Annotated in this window: 16 protein-coding genes and 1 pseudogene; 7 read left to right on the top strand and 10 right to left on the bottom strand. The window is 62.4% G+C overall.

Annotation, left to right across the window (positions count from 1 at the left end; genetic code table 11):
• Nucleotides 1–97: 97 nt before the first annotated feature.
• Complete coding sequence (locus AMC88_RS24585) at nucleotides 98–1,003, bottom strand: choline sulfate utilization transcriptional regulator (protein WP_064826219.1); 906 nt, start codon at nucleotides 1,001–1,003, stop codon at nucleotides 98–100.
• A 95-nt stretch (nucleotides 1,004–1,098) separates the two neighbouring features.
• On the opposite strand from AMC88_RS24585, the gene betC reads away from it, so the two are divergent.
• Nucleotides 1,099–2,613, top strand: coding sequence for a choline-sulfatase (gene betC / locus AMC88_RS24580; RefSeq protein WP_064826218.1), 1,515 nt, complete (start codon nucleotides 1,099–1,101; stop codon nucleotides 2,611–2,613).
• Nucleotides 2,614–2,628: 15 nt separating this feature from the next.
• Here betC and AMC88_RS24575 read toward each other — a convergent pair whose 3' ends face one another.
• Nucleotides 2,629–3,489: a sugar phosphate isomerase/epimerase family protein gene (locus AMC88_RS24575; RefSeq protein ID WP_064826217.1), complete on the bottom strand. Its 861-nt coding sequence runs from the start codon at nucleotides 3,487–3,489 to the stop codon at nucleotides 2,629–2,631.
• 67 nt (nucleotides 3,490–3,556) lie between these two features.
• Entirely contained in the window at nucleotides 3,557–4,927 is a 1,371-nt protein-coding gene (locus tag AMC88_RS24570; protein WP_064826216.1) for an amidase, read from the bottom strand.
• A 270-nt stretch (nucleotides 4,928–5,197) separates the two neighbouring features.
• Here AMC88_RS24570 and AMC88_RS24565 point away from each other — a divergent pair, with 270 nt between their 5' ends.
• On the top strand, nucleotides 5,198–5,476 hold the full coding sequence (locus AMC88_RS24565) for a hypothetical protein (RefSeq protein WP_012490622.1): 279 nt from the start codon (nucleotides 5,198–5,200) through the stop codon (nucleotides 5,474–5,476).
• Nucleotides 5,477–5,566: 90 nt separating this feature from the next.
• Complete coding sequence (locus AMC88_RS24560) at nucleotides 5,567–6,004, top strand: DUF1810 domain-containing protein (RefSeq protein WP_064826215.1); 438 nt, start codon at nucleotides 5,567–5,569, stop codon at nucleotides 6,002–6,004.
• On the opposite strand, the gene AMC88_RS24555 is transcribed toward AMC88_RS24560, so the two are convergent.
• The gene (locus AMC88_RS24555; protein WP_004675828.1) at nucleotides 5,988–6,182 is read right to left on the bottom strand and encodes a hypothetical protein; all 195 of its coding nucleotides are present in this window, start codon (nucleotides 6,180–6,182) and stop codon (nucleotides 5,988–5,990) included. The genes AMC88_RS24560 and AMC88_RS24555 overlap by 17 nt on opposite strands.
• A gap of 66 nt (nucleotides 6,183–6,248) precedes the next feature.
• Nucleotides 6,249–6,869 (bottom strand): TetR/AcrR family transcriptional regulator, encoded by a 621-nt coding sequence (locus AMC88_RS24550; protein WP_012490619.1) that lies wholly within the window; start codon nucleotides 6,867–6,869, stop codon nucleotides 6,249–6,251.
• A 128-nt stretch (nucleotides 6,870–6,997) separates the two neighbouring features.
• Here AMC88_RS24550 and AMC88_RS24545 point away from each other — a divergent pair, with 128 nt between their 5' ends.
• Nucleotides 6,998–7,213, top strand: coding sequence for a hypothetical protein (locus AMC88_RS24545; RefSeq protein WP_041683985.1), 216 nt, complete (start codon nucleotides 6,998–7,000; stop codon nucleotides 7,211–7,213).
• Between the two features lie 282 nt (nucleotides 7,214–7,495).
• Nucleotides 7,496–7,674: pseudogene (locus tag AMC88_RS34710) on the top strand (hydantoinase B/oxoprolinase family protein); the annotation flags it as partial.
• A gap of 89 nt (nucleotides 7,675–7,763) precedes the next feature.
• On the opposite strand, the gene AMC88_RS24540 reads toward AMC88_RS34710, so the two are convergent.
• Nucleotides 7,764–8,621 (bottom strand): SDR family oxidoreductase, encoded by an 858-nt coding sequence (locus AMC88_RS24540; protein ID WP_004675831.1) that lies wholly within the window; start codon nucleotides 8,619–8,621, stop codon nucleotides 7,764–7,766.
• A 271-nt stretch (nucleotides 8,622–8,892) separates the two neighbouring features.
• Between AMC88_RS24540 and AMC88_RS24535 the strand changes: the two genes are divergently transcribed.
• Nucleotides 8,893–9,732 (top strand): IclR family transcriptional regulator, encoded by an 840-nt coding sequence (locus AMC88_RS24535; protein ID WP_012490616.1) that lies wholly within the window; start codon nucleotides 8,893–8,895, stop codon nucleotides 9,730–9,732.
• 18 nt (nucleotides 9,733–9,750) lie between these two features.
• Here AMC88_RS24535 and AMC88_RS24530 read toward each other — a convergent pair whose 3' ends face one another.
• Nucleotides 9,751–10,959 carry an amidohydrolase/deacetylase family metallohydrolase gene (locus AMC88_RS24530; RefSeq protein WP_012490615.1) on the bottom strand — a complete coding sequence of 403 codons (1,209 nt, stop codon included), beginning with the start codon at nucleotides 10,957–10,959 and terminating at the stop codon, nucleotides 9,751–9,753.
• Nucleotides 10,960–11,201: 242 nt separating this feature from the next.
• Complete coding sequence (locus tag AMC88_RS24525) at nucleotides 11,202–12,068, bottom strand: sigma-70 family RNA polymerase sigma factor (protein WP_012490614.1); 867 nt, start codon at nucleotides 12,066–12,068, stop codon at nucleotides 11,202–11,204.
• Nucleotides 12,069–12,176: 108 nt separating this feature from the next.
• Between AMC88_RS24525 and AMC88_RS24520 the strand changes: the two genes are divergently transcribed.
• Nucleotides 12,177–12,635 (top strand): carboxymuconolactone decarboxylase family protein, encoded by a 459-nt coding sequence (locus tag AMC88_RS24520; RefSeq protein ID WP_004675835.1) that lies wholly within the window; start codon nucleotides 12,177–12,179, stop codon nucleotides 12,633–12,635.
• 49 nt (nucleotides 12,636–12,684) lie between these two features.
• Here AMC88_RS24520 and rhaI read toward each other — a convergent pair whose 3' ends face one another.
• Both rhaI and AMC88_RS24510 read right to left on the bottom strand, forming a co-directional pair.
• Nucleotides 12,685–13,977 carry an L-rhamnose catabolism isomerase gene (gene rhaI, locus AMC88_RS24515; RefSeq protein WP_012490613.1) on the bottom strand — a complete coding sequence of 431 codons (1,293 nt, stop codon included), beginning with the start codon at nucleotides 13,975–13,977 and terminating at the stop codon, nucleotides 12,685–12,687.
• A gap of 227 nt (nucleotides 13,978–14,204) precedes the next feature.
• Entirely contained in the window at nucleotides 14,205–16,301 is a 2,097-nt protein-coding gene (locus tag AMC88_RS24510) for a bifunctional rhamnulose-1-phosphate aldolase/short-chain dehydrogenase (protein WP_012490612.1), read from the bottom strand.
• Nucleotides 16,302–16,342 lie beyond the last annotated feature (41 nt).

The raw sequence follows: 16,342 nt of genomic DNA, 5'->3' as shown, positions 1-16,342 counted from the left end.
ATATCCATATCTTGCGAAGCGTCTGGCGAGCATGCGGATGTGGCGATGGTTATCCGGAGTAACCGCCGTCAGAGCCTTTCCGCCATGCGGCGCGGCTCTAGCCGACCGTCCCCGCCTCATCCGACAGCCAGGTACTGAGCCTCTCGCTGTGGACGTTTGGAGATCGCGGCGGCACCAGCCAGTAACCCCGGTCTTGCGCCTCCAGTGGCGGGCCGGCTTCCAGCAGCATGCCTGCCGAAAGCAGTGTATCGACGAGCCCCATCCAGCCGAGCGCCACGCCCTGCTCGCTCAGCGCGGACTGAACGACCAATGAATAGGTGTTGAAACTGATATCACCGCGGCCGGCATGGGCGTCGCGCAGCATGGAGAATTCGGCAAAATAGGTGCGCCAGTCGAACCAGGGCGATGGCAGCGGCGCATCGAGATGGATCAGCCTCGCTCCGGCCAATTGCCTTGGATCGTCGAAGGGTCCGTTGCGATCGAGGAATCCCTGCGTGCAGACGGGCACGACCTTCTCCGGCAACAGAAGGGTGCCGACAGCGCCGAACTCCGCCCGCGTACCGAAAGCGACCGCGACATCGGCGTCGTCGCGAAATCCGGCTGCAAGCCTCTGCGTCGCGACGATCTGTATGTCGGTTTCCGGATGCAGGAGTCGAAAGCCATCCATGCGGGGGATCAGCCAAAGCGCCGAGAAAGCATAGTCGGTTCTCAGCCTGACGACCGGTCTCTGGGCCTCGGCGCGGAAACTGCGGGCGAGCGCATCGATGTCGCCGACCGCCCTGGCCGCGACCTCGAGAAGCCGCTCGCCTTCTGCCGTCAATTCGACGCCACGATGCTGGCGGCGCAGCAGGCTGGCGCCGAACTGCTGTTCCAGCCGGCGAATCTGGTAGCTGACGGCTGGCTGGGTCAGGCCGAGAAGCGTTGCGGCCGCCGAAAAACTCCCGAGCCGCGCAACCTCGACGAACAGCCGCATCCATCCGAGATCAGGTGGGTGATCTGACATAAATATACCTTTGAGCGGCCATCGAAAAAAGCAGTCTTTACAGCTCTCATAATAGGCGTTTCAATAAAATCCTCAAATAGCAAAAGGCATTGGACATGGCGCGCCCGAACATCCTCATCCTGATGGTGGACCAGTTGAACGGAACCTTCTTTCCCGATGGTCCCGCCGATTTTCTTCACGCGCCGCACCTGAAATCCCTGGCCGGCCGCTCTGTGCGTTTCGCCAATAGCTACACGGCAAGCCCGCTCTGCGCGCCGGCGCGAGCCTCCTTCATGTCCGGGCAATTGCCGAGCCGGACGCGTGTCTATGACAATGCGGCGGAATTTGCCTCCGATATACCGACCTATGCGCATCATCTGCGCGCGGCGGGATACCAGACGGCGCTGTCAGGCAAGATGCATTTCGTCGGTCCCGACCAGCTTCACGGCTTCGAAGAGCGGCTGACGACGGACATTTACCCCGCCGATTTCGGCTGGACGCCCGATTATACCAAGCCCGGCGAACGCATCGACTGGTGGTATCACAATCTCGGTTCGGTCACCGGCGCCGGCGTCGCCGAGATCACCAATCAGATGGAATATGACGACGAGGTCGCCTACCACGCCACCCGCAAGCTCTTCGATCTCGCGCGCGGCCATGACGAGCGTCCCTGGTGCCTGACCGTCAGCTTCACCCATCCGCACGATCCCTATGTCGCACGCCGTAAATTCTGGGATCTCTATGAGGACTGTCCGGCCCTCGACCCGGGCGTAGCGCCGATCCCTTTCGAGCAGCAGGATCCTCATTCTCAGCGGCTGATGAAAGCCTGCGAGCACGATGCTTTCGACATCAGCAGCGATCAGATCAGGCGGGCAAGACGCGGCTATTTCGCCAATATCTCCTATGTCGACGAGAAGATCGGCGAGCTTCTCGACGTCCTGGAACGCAGCCGCATGGCCGAGAACACCATCATCCTCTTCGTGTCCGACCATGGCGACATGCTTGGCGATCGCGGTCTCTGGTTCAAGATGAACTTCTTCGAAGGATCGTCCCGGGTGCCGCTGATGATCGCAGCGCCCGGCTGGACGCCGAAGCGCATCGACCAGCCCGTCTCGACCCTCGATGTGACGCCGACGCTTGCCGGTCTGGCCGGCATCGATATTGCGTCGTTGAAGCCGTGGACCGAAGGCCAGGATCTCGCGCCCCTCGCAAAGGGCACCGGCAGCCGCGGCCCGGTACCGATGGAATATGCCGCGGAAGGCTCCGAGGCGCCGCTCGTCTGTTTGAGGGACGGGCGCTACAAGCTGTCGCTCTGCGAAAAGGACCCGCCGATGCTGTTCGATCTCGAGGCCGATCCGCAAGAGCGCGAAAATCTGGCAGCCGACCCGGCGCATGCCGACATTCTGGCACGGCTTGTCGAGCAGGCCAGCCGGCGCTGGAACCTTGCCGCTTTCGACGCGGCCGTGCGCGAAAGCCAGGCCCGCCGCTGGGTGGTCTACGCAGCGCTGCGCAATGGCGCCTATTATCCATGGGATTATCAGCCGCTGCAGAAAGCATCGGAGCGTTATATGCGCAACCACATGGATCTGAACGTGCTGGAGGAAAGCCAGCGGTTCCCGCGCCAGGAATAACGGGAACGCTTCGGTTCAAGCCGTCCGGCGCGCCGGCGCCCCGCGCAGAAAATCCTCGATGAAGGTCTTTTGCAGCAGGATGCCGTCCCATTCGTCGGCGAAGAAGGGCGAATCATAGATCAGCGTGAAGGGACCGGCATAACCAGCCCTTTCGCACATCTCCAGGCACTGGCGGTAATCCTCCGCATCGAGGCCGCCGGCATTGTAATCGGCCTTGGCGTGGCAGATTTCCGCCCGGCCCATGATATCGGCCAGCCCCGCATATTTCGCGGGCGCCGACCAGTTGCCGAGGTCGCCGTTGAGGCCGACCTTGCCATCCAGCCGGTCGAGCAGCCAGTTCATCTCGACCGGCGACGGAAGCAAGTCGAACCAGTTCTCGACGACGACGCGCACGCCGCTGCCTTCCGCCTTGTCGGCCAGCCAACCGAGGTGGCGGGCGGCCCGGCCGAGATTTTCCTCGGTCGGCTTCTGTTTGCCGGCGATGACGCGCATTCTCTGCGCTCCAAGGGCGGCGGCAATGCCGATCCACTCCGCCATCCAACCGACGTCGCGCTCGGCCGTCCCGGCATGACTGGGATCACCATCCTCGACGAGCAGGGTCTGAAACAGCACGTTCGACGCCGTCATCGCCTCACGCAGTTCGCTGAGATAGGCGGCATCGAGGCTCGGCAAATGGAAGGAACAGATTTCCAGCCGGTTGATGCCGCGCGCCGTCAGCATCGCCGGCACGTCGATCAGCGCCGCGCCGCCGGGGCCGTAGGGCTCCTTCGGTGCCGCGCTTTTGTCGGGGTCGGGGCTATAGGCGTGGACGGCACCGAGCAAGCGATGCAACGACCATGTCGAAACCCCGAAGCGTCCGTTTTGCAAAAGCTGCATCTGCCGTCCTCCCCAGGATCTCCTGATGCCATCAATGGCAATAAACGCGCTTCGGTTCAATTGTCGATCAGGTGAAATCGCCGCGGATGACCGACTCGGCGGCAAGAGCTGCCCCGAGCAGCGCCTCGTCGCGGCGCGCCGTTGCCGACAACAGCAGGCCGACCGGCATGCCGGCTTCACCCATCCCGCAAGGGATGGAGACACCGCACCAGTCGAGGAAATTGCCGAACATCGTATTGCGCAGCGTCTTGTTGTTCGTGGCGAAGAAGAGTTCGTCATCCTGCTCCAGCGGCGCGATCGGCGGCGCCACATGGGCAACGGTCGGAAAGGCGATCAGGCGATCGCCGATGAAGCGGTCGACATCGGCGATCAGGCGGCCGCGAGCTTCGAGGAGTGCCATGTAGTGTGGCGCCGTCGTCCTCGCTCCCAAGCGGGTGCGCATGACGACGCGATGATCCATGCGGTCCGCTTCCGGCCCTGATAGCCGTTCCTGGTGAAGGGCATAGGCTTGCGCCGTCACCAGTGGGCCGTACTTCGTCAGCAGACGGATGATTTCATCGAAAGCGGGGATGGTGATGCGCGACATCCGGACACCGGCCCTTTGAAAGCGCTCCAGGGCCGCTTCGAACGCCGCGACAACACCCGGCTCGGCGCCATCGAAGACGATATTTTCAGGCACCAGCAATTCCAGCCCCTGCAAGGGCCGCTCCGCGACCTCGGGCGCCGTCAGGCCGCGCATCGCCGCATCGATCCAGACCGCATCCTTGACCGTGCGGCAGAGCGGCCCCAACGAATCCAGGCTTTTCGCCAGCGGATAGACACCATCCATGGCATGGCGGCCCCGTGTCGCCTTGTAGCCGACGATGCCGTTGAAGGCGGCGGGAACACGCACCGACCCACCGGTATCCGTGCCCATCGCGACCGGGACCAGTCCAGCGGCGACCGCAACGCCGGCGCCGGAGGAGGATCCTCCGGGGATGCGCGGGCGGTCGGAGTTTTGAGGATTGACCGGCGTGCCGTAGTGCGGATTGATGCCGAGGCCGGAGAAGGCGAACTCGCTCATATTGGTGCGGCCGATGGCGATCATGCCGGCATTCTTCAGCAAAGCGACGACGGCGGCGTCGCGCTCGGCCGGCGCATCTCCTGCCAGGACGCGCGAACCCGCGGTCGTCGTCACACCTTCGATGTCGAAAAGATCCTTCCAGGCGATCGGAATGCCATCCAGCAGTCCGAGCGAGCGCCCATGCCGCAGCCGTTCGGAAGACGCGAGCGCTTCTTCCATCGCCCGGTCTTCAAGCAGCATGGTGAAAACGGCCTTGTCGGCGTAATTCGCAATGCGGTCGAAGACGGCCTCGGCCACATCGACCGGATCGGCTGCGCCGCTCTGAATGAGGACGGAAAGCTGGGCGACCGACATGGCGCCGAAGGATTTGCTCATGGGACCATCCAGACCAACTATATCTCCGGATTAGCGCGGATCATTTCGATGAGCCAGAGCTTCACGATATTTTGCATTCATTAGTTCGATTTTTTGAACACTGCGTTTGCGGATCGCCCCTTCAATTGCCGCGATTGAAGACACACATGATGCTCGCATTTGGAGTGGGATTCGGCGCGGGGGTGAGGTTTGCTCTCGGGACGCTGCTTCGCATGTGTTTCAGGAGTAATTAGAATGACAGATTGTGAAACTCTAAACCGTCGCCAGGACATGGTGACCCTCCACGTGAAAGAGGACGAAACCGCCGGCGCCGGCGAGCGCGATTATGCGGAACATGTCAGCGCCCAGAAACTGTCGGGCTTTGAGCGCATTGTCGTTGTCGGCGCACTGCTTGTCTTGAGCTTTGCGGGTTTTGCCGCATATTCTTCCAGCAATACCGACCCGATGACGACATCGGCGATTGCCGCCCCCGCCGGCGACAACACGCCGCATCATCAGCCTTACGGCCATTGCCGCGACAGCAGCCCTTACGCTGAAAGGGTCTGCTGACGGCAAGCAGTTCCCCGGGCAGAAACGTTTCGCCGGGCATGGAGCCCCTTGGCCCAGGCTGCAAAGACAGCAGGAAAAGGGAGAAGGACCATGGCCGGTGATATCGACTTTAACCTCGACCGCTTCGTCGAAGCCCAGAACGGCATCTATCAACAGGCGCTCTCCGAGCTGCAAGCCGGGCGCAAGACGTCTCACTGGATGTGGTTCATCTTCCCGCAGATATCAGGTCTCGGCACGTCGGCGATGGCAGAAAAATATGCGATCCGTTCGGCCGAGGAAGCCGCCGCCTACCTCGCCCACCCCATTCTTTCAAGCCGGCTGCTGCGCTGCGTCGAGGCGATCTTATCGGTCGACGGCCGATCGGCGCACGACATCCTCGGCTCGCCGGACGATTTCAAACTGCGCTCATCGATGACGCTGTTTGCCGCGATCAGCGATCACGGCTCGCCCTTCCACCGGGCGATCGAGCGCTTTTATCAGGGAAAATTCGACGAACGGACGATGGAAATCCTCAGCGCCAGCGACTAGCCGGTCTGTTCTCCAGCGCGGCGATCTCGTCTGAGACCTCGCTCAATCGCTGACGGAGATCACTGTCGGTGCCGTCATCGACCTCTTCCTCGCCGAAACAATAGCGCGCATCGTGAAGCTCCAGCTTGGCTTCGAGCTCGGCGCGTTTGGCATATAGGCGCTTGAGATAGACATTCATCTCTGCCTCCACATCGCCCCTCCGGTGATGGAAAAACGGCAGGGAGGCGGTAAGGTTCCCCGGAGGTCAGGTGAAAGAGGCAATCGCCGCTCTGCAGGCCTTGGCGAAATGACCGCAACAGCTGGCCGCACCCATCGCCTGGCGACTGACGCGCGCGCCCTCGAGCAGCAGCGTCAGCGTATCGGCAAGAAGTTGCGGTTCGCGCGCACCGGCCGCCGAACAGAGCGCCGCCAGACGATCGCGCTGTTCGGCCTTGTGCCGCTCGATCATCTCGTGGGCAGGATGGCCCTCGCCCTTGAGTTCGATGGCGGCATTGGCGAGATCGCAGCCGGCGGGCTCGCCGTTCAGACACTGCGCCCGCATCTCGACCCAGGCATCCAGCTGGGCGCCGGGATTGCCGGGATGGGCTGCCTCCAGATCCCGCCATATGGCATCCGCCTTTTCGGAGGCGCGGCGCAGCGTCTCGCAGACGAGCTCGTCCTTCGACCCGAAATGCCGGTAAAGCGTCATTTTGTTGGTCGACGCGGCATCGGCGATGGCATCGACGCCGATGCCGCGAATGCCGTGCTCGCGGAAAAGCTCCGAGGCGGTCGAGACGATACGCTCCCGCGGCGGGATGCGATCTTCTGGGCCTGCGGAGATTTCATTCGAAGTTTCTGATTTTTTTGCGGACGAAGTCCTTGACATCAATGTGACCGATCGGTAACAACTGTATTGTTACTTACCGGTAACACCACACACTGCCAAAGTCAATGCCGAGAGCTTGGCGGCGCAAAGTGGAACACGGGCGACCGCCCACGAAAGGAGGACAAGCCATGAGAAAGACCAGAGACGACCTGACGATATCCGAAGCCCTTCGCGACCCCCTGATCGCCATGGTATTGCGCGCCGACGGCGTGAAGCTTGAAGATTTCAAGCAACTCCTGGAGGCGGCTGCCGGCAAACGCGAACCGCGCCCGACGCCGGTCGGCAAAATGATCGGAGCGCTCGCCAGCCGCGCCAACCTGCCGGCGATGCCCTGCTTCGGCTGAAACAACCGTCTGAATACCGGGGGATCTCTCCCTGCCCCCAACAAGGGCTGCCGTCATAAAGAAGCGGCGGCCCTTGTTGCTTGATCGTAGTGGCCGGAAAGCGCCCTGAGCGTCGCCGCCACCGCCGATGCCGCTGCCCGATCGAGCCCAAGCCCCTGACCGGATCCACCAGCAGCGCTTCGCGCACCGCGCGAGATTTCAGGCAGGTTTCATGGCCCTTGTCGGTGGCGGCGATCAGCTTCTCCTTGCCTGCCCGCGTGCTTTTCACGAGACCGCGCTGATCGAACGATCCGGCCTTGCGGCTTTTTCGGCGGGGAAGACGGGCAGTTGGGGAAAACCGAGATCCGTCGCGCGGACGGCAAAGTCGAAAGGCTGGAGGCTGCGACCACGCAATGCTCACCGCCGGCGACGCCGTTATCGTCACGACGCCGACCGGCGGTGGCTACGGCAAGCCGTACTGAAGCGCATCCAATCACAGTTGATCGATCCGCTCAGTTCCTTGTCTCATGCGTGTCTTTGACCCGGAACCGCCAATCCCGGGCGACCTGCATCAGAGGATCGGCTTGCCGCCGGTGACCGCAATTGTCGTGCCGGAGACATAGCTCGACAAAGGATCGGCCAGCATCACATAGGCTGTTGCAAGCTCGGCCGGCTGGCCCGGCCTCTTCATCGGCACCTGCTTGCCGAAATTGCTGACGCTGTCCTCGGGCAGCGTCGAAGGAATGAGCGGCGTCCAGATCGGACCTGGCGCCACCGCATTGGCACGAATGCCTTTCTCGGCCAGAAGCTGGGCGAGGCCGGCAGTGAAATTCTGGATCGCGCCCTTGGTCGTCGCATAGGCGAGCAGCGTCGGGTTCGGACTGTCGGAGTTGATCGAGGCCGTATTGATGATGGCGCTGCCGGGCTTCATATGAGGAACGGCCGCCTTGGTCAGGTAGAACATCGCATGGATATTGACCTTGAAGGTCAGTTCCCACTCCTCGTCGCTGATCTCGTCGATGCTCTTGAAGCTTGCCTGATGCGCGGCATTGTTGACGAGAATATCGATACCGCCGAGCTCCTTGACCGCCGTCTCGACGATCTGCCGGCAGAGCGCTGGATCCTGGATATCGCCGCTGACGAGCACGGCCTTGCGGCCGGCCTGCTCGACGAGCCGCTTCGTCTCATCGGCATCCTCATCCTCATCGAGATAGGAAATCACAATATCGGCGCCTTCCCGGGCATAAGCGATCGCCACCGCCCGGCCGATGCCGCTGTCGCCGCCGGTGATGATCGCCCGCTTGCCTTTCAAGCGGTCGGAGCCGCGATAGCTCTCTTCGCCGTGATCGGGCACGGGATCCATCTGCGCGGTAAATCCGGGCATCGGCTGTTTCTGGGACGGGAAAGGCGGTGTCGGATAATTCGTCATCGTGTCCTCCTGGGTTCAGGGTCAAAACTCAGGCTGAAGCATGTTGTTCCAGCCTTCTGACACGATGTCCTCTCAAGCAATTATTCGCGTCTCCCGCAGCTGACCGCGGACGACTGACCGTGAAAAAGCGCGTCTCCTCGCCTGATCTGCCGACGGGCATAAAAGCCGGCGCCGCAATCGCCCAAACTATCAAGCTATAAAATGTTGCGATTTGCCACAGGGACGACTATCCCATAGTAATGTAACATACTGGCAATTGTTCATGAGGTGCATGGAATTGGACGGAAAGACATCACCCGCAGTTTATTCCGAAGATGAGGGCCATGCCGACGAAGCCGCCGGCAAGGGTGCGCGCCGCGCGCGCGTCAGCGGCATCGACCGGGCGCTTCAGGTGATCGATCACCTCTATGAGACGGGATCGCCTGCCGGCGTCTATGCCATCGCCAAGGCGGTGAAGGCGCCGCTTTCGACCGTCTACGTCATCGTCGACGATCTGGTCGAGAAGAACATGCTGACGCGCCAGGCCGACGGCTCGATCTGGCTCGGCGCCCGGCTTTATCACTACGGGCTCGCCTATGCCCGGTCGTTGGATTTCATGAGCATCGCCACCCACGAGATGCACGACCTCTGCCGCCAGGCCGGCGAAACCGTGCAGGTCTGCGGCCGCGACGGCGATTATATGCTGGTGCTCGCCATGGCCGATGGCCCGAGCCACTTCCAGGTGGCGTCGCGCGTCGGCACTCGGGTGCCGCTGAACTGGACGGCGTCGGGCCGCCTGCTCGTCGGCCATCTGCCGGAAGAGGAGCGCATCGAGCTGTTCAAGCGCTGCGCCCGCTCGTCCCCGACCGGCCGCGCCGAGATCGATCCAAGCACGCTATCGGAAGCCGCCGCCAAGGCCTTTGAGGCGCGCCTGTCGATCCAGGCAGGCGAATCGGACTATGCGGTTGCCTGCATCGCCTCGCCGATCTGCGACCGCGACGGCCACTGTGTCGCCACCATTTCCATCGTGCTGCCAGAGCAGAAAGCCTTCTCCGACGAGAACCATTACACTGCGCATGTACGCAGTTCGGCGGAGCAGATCGAAAAGCTGATGGGCTGGCGCAACCGCTGACCTGCCGGTCGGTAGACTCTATCTGTAGGAATAGCCATGGCTATGCCGCACGAGCTTGCGCGCTCGCGGCACATAGCGGCTGGCGCTAACCGCGTCAGCGCCCATCACCGCATAGCGCGGCTCGAACAGCTTGTTCAAGACCGAGACATCGCCATTGGAATCCGTCGCTTCGAGGTCCGAATCGACCAGGTCGAAAATGGTGAACTCAGCCTGGGCGCCGACCGAAAGCCGGTTCTCCATCGACAGTTTGATGACGGATGCGGGCGCATGGGTGACGGCCTCGACCACCTTGTCGAAGGGCATGCCGACGCTGAGCAGCTTCGACATCGTCGTCGCCAGGTCCCAGACCGGAAAATTCATCGAATGGCCGTGCAAGTCGGTCGAGATCGAGAAGGGTAGCAGACCGCGGGCGATCGCCGCTTCAGCGACCTTGAAGGAGAAGGAGGCACCGCCATGGCCGATGTCGAGGCGGATGCCGTCGGAGGCGCAGCGCTCGGCGAGATTGAAGAGATCCTCATCCTCCATGATGCTCGAACCGGCCTTGCCGTTGAAGCAGTGGGTGACGACGTCGCCCGGGCCAAGAATTTCGAGCACTTCATCATAGAGCGCCGGCGGCTCGCCGACATGCACCATCATCGGCACTTTGAGGATCTTGGCAATCTTCTTGCCGAGCTTGACCGGGGTGACACCCCACGAGCCGGTGATGACGTGGCTGGCCCGCACCTTGATGCCGACGATGTGCTCGCTGTTTTCGGCATAGACTTCGAGGATGCGGTCAAGGTCGATGTCTCTGATATCCCTGAGTTCGGCGACACGGTTGCAGGCCACAAGTCCGATCGAGCCGAGGTTCAGAAAGGCCTTGATGCGCTCGCGCGAGGGTTCGATGATATATTCGCGGAAACCGTGGAAATTCGCCTCGCCGGCCGACCCGGCATCGACGAGTGTCGTCACGCCGCGCTCGAGACCGCATTCGGAGGGGCGGATCGAAATGTCGGTGCCGCCATGCCAGATATGCACATGCAGGTCGACCCAACCGGGCGAGACGAAGGCACCCTTGCCGTCGATGCGCCTGACATCTTGAGAGACCGCGAGCGACGGACCAATCTCGGTGATCCTGCCTTCGGCATCGACGAGAATGTCGATCACCCCCTCGCCCGTGCCGGCCCCGAAAGCCACCGGTTTGACATTGGTAAGGAGAAGCGGCTTCTTCGCCTGGTCGCCGGACATGATATGCTTTCCTTTCGAGGTCTCGAAAACCTGTCTGCAGGTTACGCTGAGAGGCAATGGGAGGTGGGGGACGGCGCCGCTGCATCACCTGCGATAATTCCACAATTATGATACATAAGGCCTTATAACAGAATAAGGCGGAGGGCTTCGCTGTCAAGAAAAATGACGCCCGCTTGCGGCCCGACAATCGGATGCGGCGCGCCTCCTGCGACGCGCGCGGGTTTCAAAGAACGGCATTTTGTTCAATCCCGTAGGATCGAAAAGTCGAGCCGCTCCAACTGATCGGGGTCGGCGACGGCGTCGATCGCGACGATCCTCCCCTCGTCGATCGTCAGCGTCACCGCGACGCGGATCTGGCCGTCAATGTGCACGACAAAGCCGAGCTCACCATCGACAATGGCCATTTCCGCCGCCTGGGCCCGGCCCTTGAAGGCTGCAGCGACGTCAGTCGCGCCGCGCGTGGCGCCGATGCCGTAGCGGGCAGCCGTCGCATCCGGCCGGAAGACGACGTCGGGGGCGAGCACCGCGATCAGCGCCTCTAGATCGCCATTGCGCGACGCCGTCAGAAAGGCCGCGGCAATCGTCCGCTTGCGGCCAAGATCGACATCGGGCGTTTCGTCCGTGCCCTGCACGCGGCGGCGGGCGCGGCTTGCGAGTTGCCTGGCGGCGGCGGATGAGCGGCCGATGATCGGCGCGATCTCATCGAACGGCAGATCGAACATGTCGTGCAGCACGAAGGCGACACGTTCGGCCGGCGCCAGCGTCTGCAACACCACGAGCAGCGCCAGACCGACGGAATCGGCGAAGGCTGCTTCGCGTTCGGGGTCGCCGGCCGGATCGGCGACCGCCGCATGCATAGGCATCTCCAGCGGCTCCTCGCGCCGGCTCTTGCGGGCGCGCAGCATGTCGAGGCAGATGCGCGCCACGACCGTCGTCAGCCAACCGCCGAGATTGCCGATGCCGGTCGCATCGGTGCGGTTGAGCCGCAACCAAGCCTCCTGAACGGCATCCTCCGCTTCGCTGCGCGAGCCGAGCATGCGAAAGGCCGCGGTCCTGAGATGCGCCCGGTTCGCCTCGAATTCATCGGCCAGCCATTTTTTCTCGTCCATGCGTCACATTCCTCCGCTGCGTTGCGTCAAGGCCATGACGAATGAAGCCCGGCCGGTGTGACAGCGCCGGCGCATCGTCGAAGAGCAAACACATCAAGGAGACATATCATGCAGGAGAGAATGGGAAATCCCGCCCTCGTCCTTCCCGCGGCCATGCAGGCGCTGACGGCGCTCGGCAAAGTGCCGGCAGAGGCCGGCCTTTCGCCGAAGCTGCTCGAACTCGTCAATCTGCGCGCCAGCCAGATCAACGGCTGCAGCGTCTGTATCGACGGGCATCCGCGCATCGCAAAGAAGCTCGGCGAGACGGATGAGAGGCTCTTTGCGGTCAGCGCCTGGCGCGACACGCCCTATTTCAGCGATGCCGAACGGGCAGCCCTGGCGCTGACCGAGGCGGTGACGCGCACCAGCGACCGCGCCGACCCGGTGCCCGACGAAATCTGGGACGAAGCGACCCGGCATTACGACGGCAGAAGCCTTGCGGCCCTCGTCGTCGCCATCGCCAATATCAATGTCTGGAACCGGCTGAACATTGCCACCCGCCAGATCGCCGGCGCCTGGAAGCCGTAAACGATGACTGCCGGCAGCGCATCACCCATGCGCTGCCGGCAACTCAAACTCAGATGATACCGCCGCCGCCGGCAACGGAGGCCGGGCGCTCGGCGGCCACCTTTTTGCGGTAGCCGCTGGCGCGATAGGCGGCAACAGGATCGATCGCACCGCCGGCTCTGCGCCGGGCCTCGGCAAGGATCGGCTCGACATCGGCGCGATAGGCGCGCTTCAACGTTTCCGACGCCATCAGCGCGTCATTGTCGTTCTGATAGCCCTCGAGCGCCTTGCGGTCGACGATCAGCGCCTGCGCATAGGCGCGGCGGATTTCGTTGGCGCTGTTGATCAGGCTCTCGATCGGATCGGTGACATTGTGCGACTGGTCGATCATATGGGCCGGGTTGAAGTCGTTGACGCCGCGCTGTTCGGCATCGACCAGCTCGTTGAAGACGAGGAACAGCCGGTAAGGATCGATCGATCCGGCGTCGAGATCATCATCGCCATATTTCGAATCGTTGAAGTGAAAACCGCCGAGCTTGCCGAACTGGATCAGCCGGGCGACGATCATCTCGATATTGGTGTTCGGCGCATGGTGGCCGAGGTCGACCAGGCAATGGGCCTTGGGGCCGAGCGTCTGGGCGATCAGGTAGTTGGTGCCCCAGTCCTGCACGATCGTCGAATAGAAGGCCGGCTCGTACATCTTGTGTTCGGTGAAGAGCTTCCAGTCGTCGGGCAGCGCCTTGTAGATATCAGTCATCGAGGCGAGGTAACGTTCGAATGCCCTGGTGAAATTGCTCTGGCCGGGGAAGTTCGAACCGTCGCCGATCCAGACTGTCAGCGCCTTGGAGCCGATCGCCTTGCCGATCTCGATACATTCGAGATTGTGCTCGACCGCCTGGGCGCGTGTTGCCGCGTCGGTGTGGCTGAGCGAGCCGTATTTGTAGGAATGAGCCTGGCCGGGCGCATCGGAAAAGGTGTTCGAATTCATCGCGTCGAAGCCGAGGCCGAGCGCATCGCCCTTGGCCTTCAATTCCTTGGCATCCGCCTTGTCCCAGGGAATATGCAGCGAGACGTTCGGCGTCGCCTGCGTCAGCTGGTTGATAACGGCGCAATCGTCGAGCTTGTCGAAGATGCCGCGCGGCTCGCCCGTGCCGGGGAAGCGGGCAAAACGCGTGCCGCCGGTGCCGACACCCCAGGAGGGAACGGCGACGAAAAATTCCGCGACCTTGCGGGTGATTGCCTCGATATCCACGCCGCGGCGGTCAAGGTTCGCACCCAGCGCCTCGTAGTCGGCTTTCAGTGCGGTCGCCCGCTTGTCGTTTTCTGTCGCGACCAGATCCTGCGCGATCCTGAACTCGGCCATTTCTACCTCCCAACCTACATCGCGGTCTTGGACGTCCGCTGTTGCATTCCTCATTCCTGTGCTTGTCACAGGAACCCAGCCACGGCGCGTCTGCGCCGTGAATGACTCACGTATGGCGAGGGGCGATGTTCTCCCGCGCCCAAGGACTTGGGCGCACTGGATTCCTGTGACAAGCAGAGGAATGAGGGAGGAGAATAGCGTCCCCGCAGCACTCCATTGACCAAGCCCTACCGCGTAAAACTCTGCACGTTGCCGGCATCGACGTTGATGATGTTGCCGGTCGATTTTGCCGAAAGGTCCGAGGCGAGGAAATAGATCGCCTCGGCGATATCTTCCGGAAAAACGTTGAGTTTCAGCATCGAACGCTTGCGGTAATGTTCCTCGAGATCATCCACTTCGATCTTCGAGGAGGCGGCGCGCTGCTCGCGCCATTCGCCGCTCCAGATCTTCGAACCGCGCAGCACCGCATCCGGATTGACCGTGTTGACGCGAATGCCGGCATCCGCACCTTCCAGCGCCAGGCAGCGGGCGAGATGGATTTCGGCGGCCTTTGCCGTGCAATAGGCCGACGCGTTCGGCGAAGCGGCAAGACCGTTCTTCGAGGCGACGAAGACGATGTTGCCGCCGAGCGCCTGGCGGCGGAACAGCCGGAAGGCTTCGCGCGACACCAGGAAATAGCCGGTCGCCAGAATATCGATATTACGGTTCCACGTCGCAAGCTCGGTGGCTTCGATCGGCGCGGAGGAGGCAATGCCGGCATTCGAGACGAGGATGTCGACGCCGCCGAATTCGACAGAGGCTTCCGCGAAGGAGGCGATCACCGCATCTTCCTTGGTGACGTCGAGCCGGAGGCTGCGCACGGCATCGGCGCCATATTTCCTGACGAAATCGGCCTCTGTGCTTTCGAGCGCCGCCTGGTCGATATCGGCAAGCACGACGCAAGCGCCCTCACCGACGAGGCGCGCGGCCGTCGCCCGGCCGATGCCACCGGCGCCGCCGGTGACGAAGGCCACCCGGCCGGCGAGGCTCTTCGGCTTCGGCATGCGCTGCAGCTTCGCCTCTTCGAGCAGCCAGTATTCGATATCGAAGGCTTCCTGCTCCGGCAGGCCCTGATATTCCGAGACCGTCGAAGCGCCGCGCATGACGTTGATGGCGTTGACGTAGAATTCGCTGGCGATGCGTGATGTCGCCTTGTCGCGGGCAAAGGACAGCATGCCGACGCCAGGAACGAGGAAGATGACCGGATTTGCGTCGCGCATGGCGGGCGAATTGTCATGCTTGCAGTCGTTGTAATAGCGGGCGTAATCGGCGCGGTAATCTTCCAGCGCCTTGTCGAGAGCAGCGACGATCGCATCGACATCCGGCTTTGCCGGATCGAAATCGATGATCAGCGGCCGGATCTTGGTGCGCAGGAAATGATCGGGGCAGCTGGTGCCCAGCGCGCCGAGCGGGCGCAAATCCTTCGAATTGACGAATTCAAGCACGGCGTCCTGATCGTCGAAATGCCCGAGCTTGCGCTCCTGCTTGCCGATGCGGCCGCGAATCTCCGGCATCAGCCGGGCGGCGATGGCGCGGCGTTCGGCAACCGGCAGGCTCTGCGTGACCGCGCCGCCGAAAATCGTCTTGCCTTCGGTCTTTTCGGCAAACCAGACGATCGCCTTGTTGATGATGTCGAGCGTCAATTCGTAGCAGGCCTTGGCATCATCGGCCCAGGTAAACAGGCCGTGGCTTTCGAGCACGACACCCTTGGCATTCGGGTTCGTCTTGACGAAGGCTTCAAGATCGAGGCCGAGCTGGAAGCCCGGGCGGCGCCAGGGCAGCCAGCCGATCTCCTCGCCGAAGATCTGCTGCGTCAATTCTTTCGAATTCTTCGACGCGGCAATGGCGATGATGGCGTCGGGATGCATGTGATCGACATGGGTGAACGGCACGAACCCATGCAGCGGCGTGTCGATCGAGGCGGCGCGGCCGTTGAGGTTGAAGGTGCAGTGCGGCAGGAAGCCGACCATGCGGTCTTCGTCTTCGACACCTTTATAGATGGATTTCAGCGATTCCAGCTTGTCCTGGTAGAGTGTGGCGAAACCGTCGAGCTTGATGGTGCCGACGTCGCCGCCGGAACCCTTGACCCAGAGCACTTTGACCTTGCCGCCATCAAGCGGATCGGTTTCCATCACCTTCGCCGAGGTGTTGCCGCCGCCGTAGTTGGTGATGCGCTTGTCGGCGCCGAGCAGATTGGAGCGATAGAGCAGCTTGCCGGGCTCGTCGAGGCCCGCCGCGTAACCATCATCCCACCGGTTTTCCAGAAGCCGGACGTTCGCCGCCATGTCATCCTCCCATATAAGGCTTGTCGGGGGCCGCGATCAGC

Origin of the sequence: Rhizobium phaseoli, from assembly GCF_001664385.1 — a bacterium.
Taxonomy (GTDB): domain Bacteria; phylum Pseudomonadota; class Alphaproteobacteria; order Rhizobiales; family Rhizobiaceae; genus Rhizobium; species Rhizobium phaseoli.
The sequence above is the reverse complement of the archived record's forward strand: the minus strand, read 5'-3'. Positions and strand labels throughout refer to the sequence as shown.

What these genes read in the sequence shown, in the direction of transcription:
- AMC88_RS24565 (WP_012490622.1), top strand. Translation starts at nt 5,198, where the DNA reads ATGGTGACCCTCCACGTGAAAGAGGACGAAACCGCCGGCGCCGGCGAG.
- betC (WP_064826218.1), top strand. Translation starts at nt 1,099, where the DNA reads ATGGCGCGCCCGAACATCCTCATCCTGATGGTGGACCAGTTGAACGGA.
- AMC88_RS24520 (WP_004675835.1), top strand. Translation starts at nt 12,177, where the DNA reads ATGCAGGAGAGAATGGGAAATCCCGCCCTCGTCCTTCCCGCGGCCATG.
- AMC88_RS24540 (WP_004675831.1), bottom strand. Translation starts at nt 8,621, where the DNA reads ATGACGAATTATCCGACACCGCCTTTCCCGTCCCAGAAACAGCCGATG.
- AMC88_RS24525 (WP_012490614.1), bottom strand. Translation starts at nt 12,068, where the DNA reads ATGGACGAGAAAAAATGGCTGGCCGATGAATTCGAGGCGAACCGGGCG.
- rhaI (WP_012490613.1), bottom strand. Translation starts at nt 13,977, where the DNA reads ATGGCCGAGTTCAGGATCGCGCAGGATCTGGTCGCGACAGAAAACGAC.
- AMC88_RS24545 (WP_041683985.1), top strand. Translation starts at nt 6,998, where the DNA reads ATGAGAAAGACCAGAGACGACCTGACGATATCCGAAGCCCTTCGCGAC.
- AMC88_RS24570 (WP_064826216.1), bottom strand. Translation starts at nt 4,927, where the DNA reads ATGAGCAAATCCTTCGGCGCCATGTCGGTCGCCCAGCTTTCCGTCCTC.
- AMC88_RS24575 (WP_064826217.1), bottom strand. Translation starts at nt 3,489, where the DNA reads ATGCAGCTTTTGCAAAACGGACGCTTCGGGGTTTCGACATGGTCGTTG.
- AMC88_RS24550 (WP_012490619.1), bottom strand. Translation starts at nt 6,869, where the DNA reads ATGTCAAGGACTTCGTCCGCAAAAAAATCAGAAACTTCGAATGAAATC.
- AMC88_RS24585 (WP_064826219.1), bottom strand. Translation starts at nt 1,003, where the DNA reads ATGTCAGATCACCCACCTGATCTCGGATGGATGCGGCTGTTCGTCGAG.
- AMC88_RS24535 (WP_012490616.1), top strand. Translation starts at nt 8,893, where the DNA reads ATGGAATTGGACGGAAAGACATCACCCGCAGTTTATTCCGAAGATGAG.
- AMC88_RS24530 (WP_012490615.1), bottom strand. Translation starts at nt 10,959, where the DNA reads ATGTCCGGCGACCAGGCGAAGAAGCCGCTTCTCCTTACCAATGTCAAA.
- AMC88_RS24560 (WP_064826215.1), top strand. Translation starts at nt 5,567, where the DNA reads ATGGCCGGTGATATCGACTTTAACCTCGACCGCTTCGTCGAAGCCCAG.
- AMC88_RS24555 (WP_004675828.1), bottom strand. Translation starts at nt 6,182, where the DNA reads ATGAATGTCTATCTCAAGCGCCTATATGCCAAACGCGCCGAGCTCGAA.
- AMC88_RS24510 (WP_012490612.1), bottom strand. Translation starts at nt 16,301, where the DNA reads ATGGCGGCGAACGTCCGGCTTCTGGAAAACCGGTGGGATGATGGTTAC.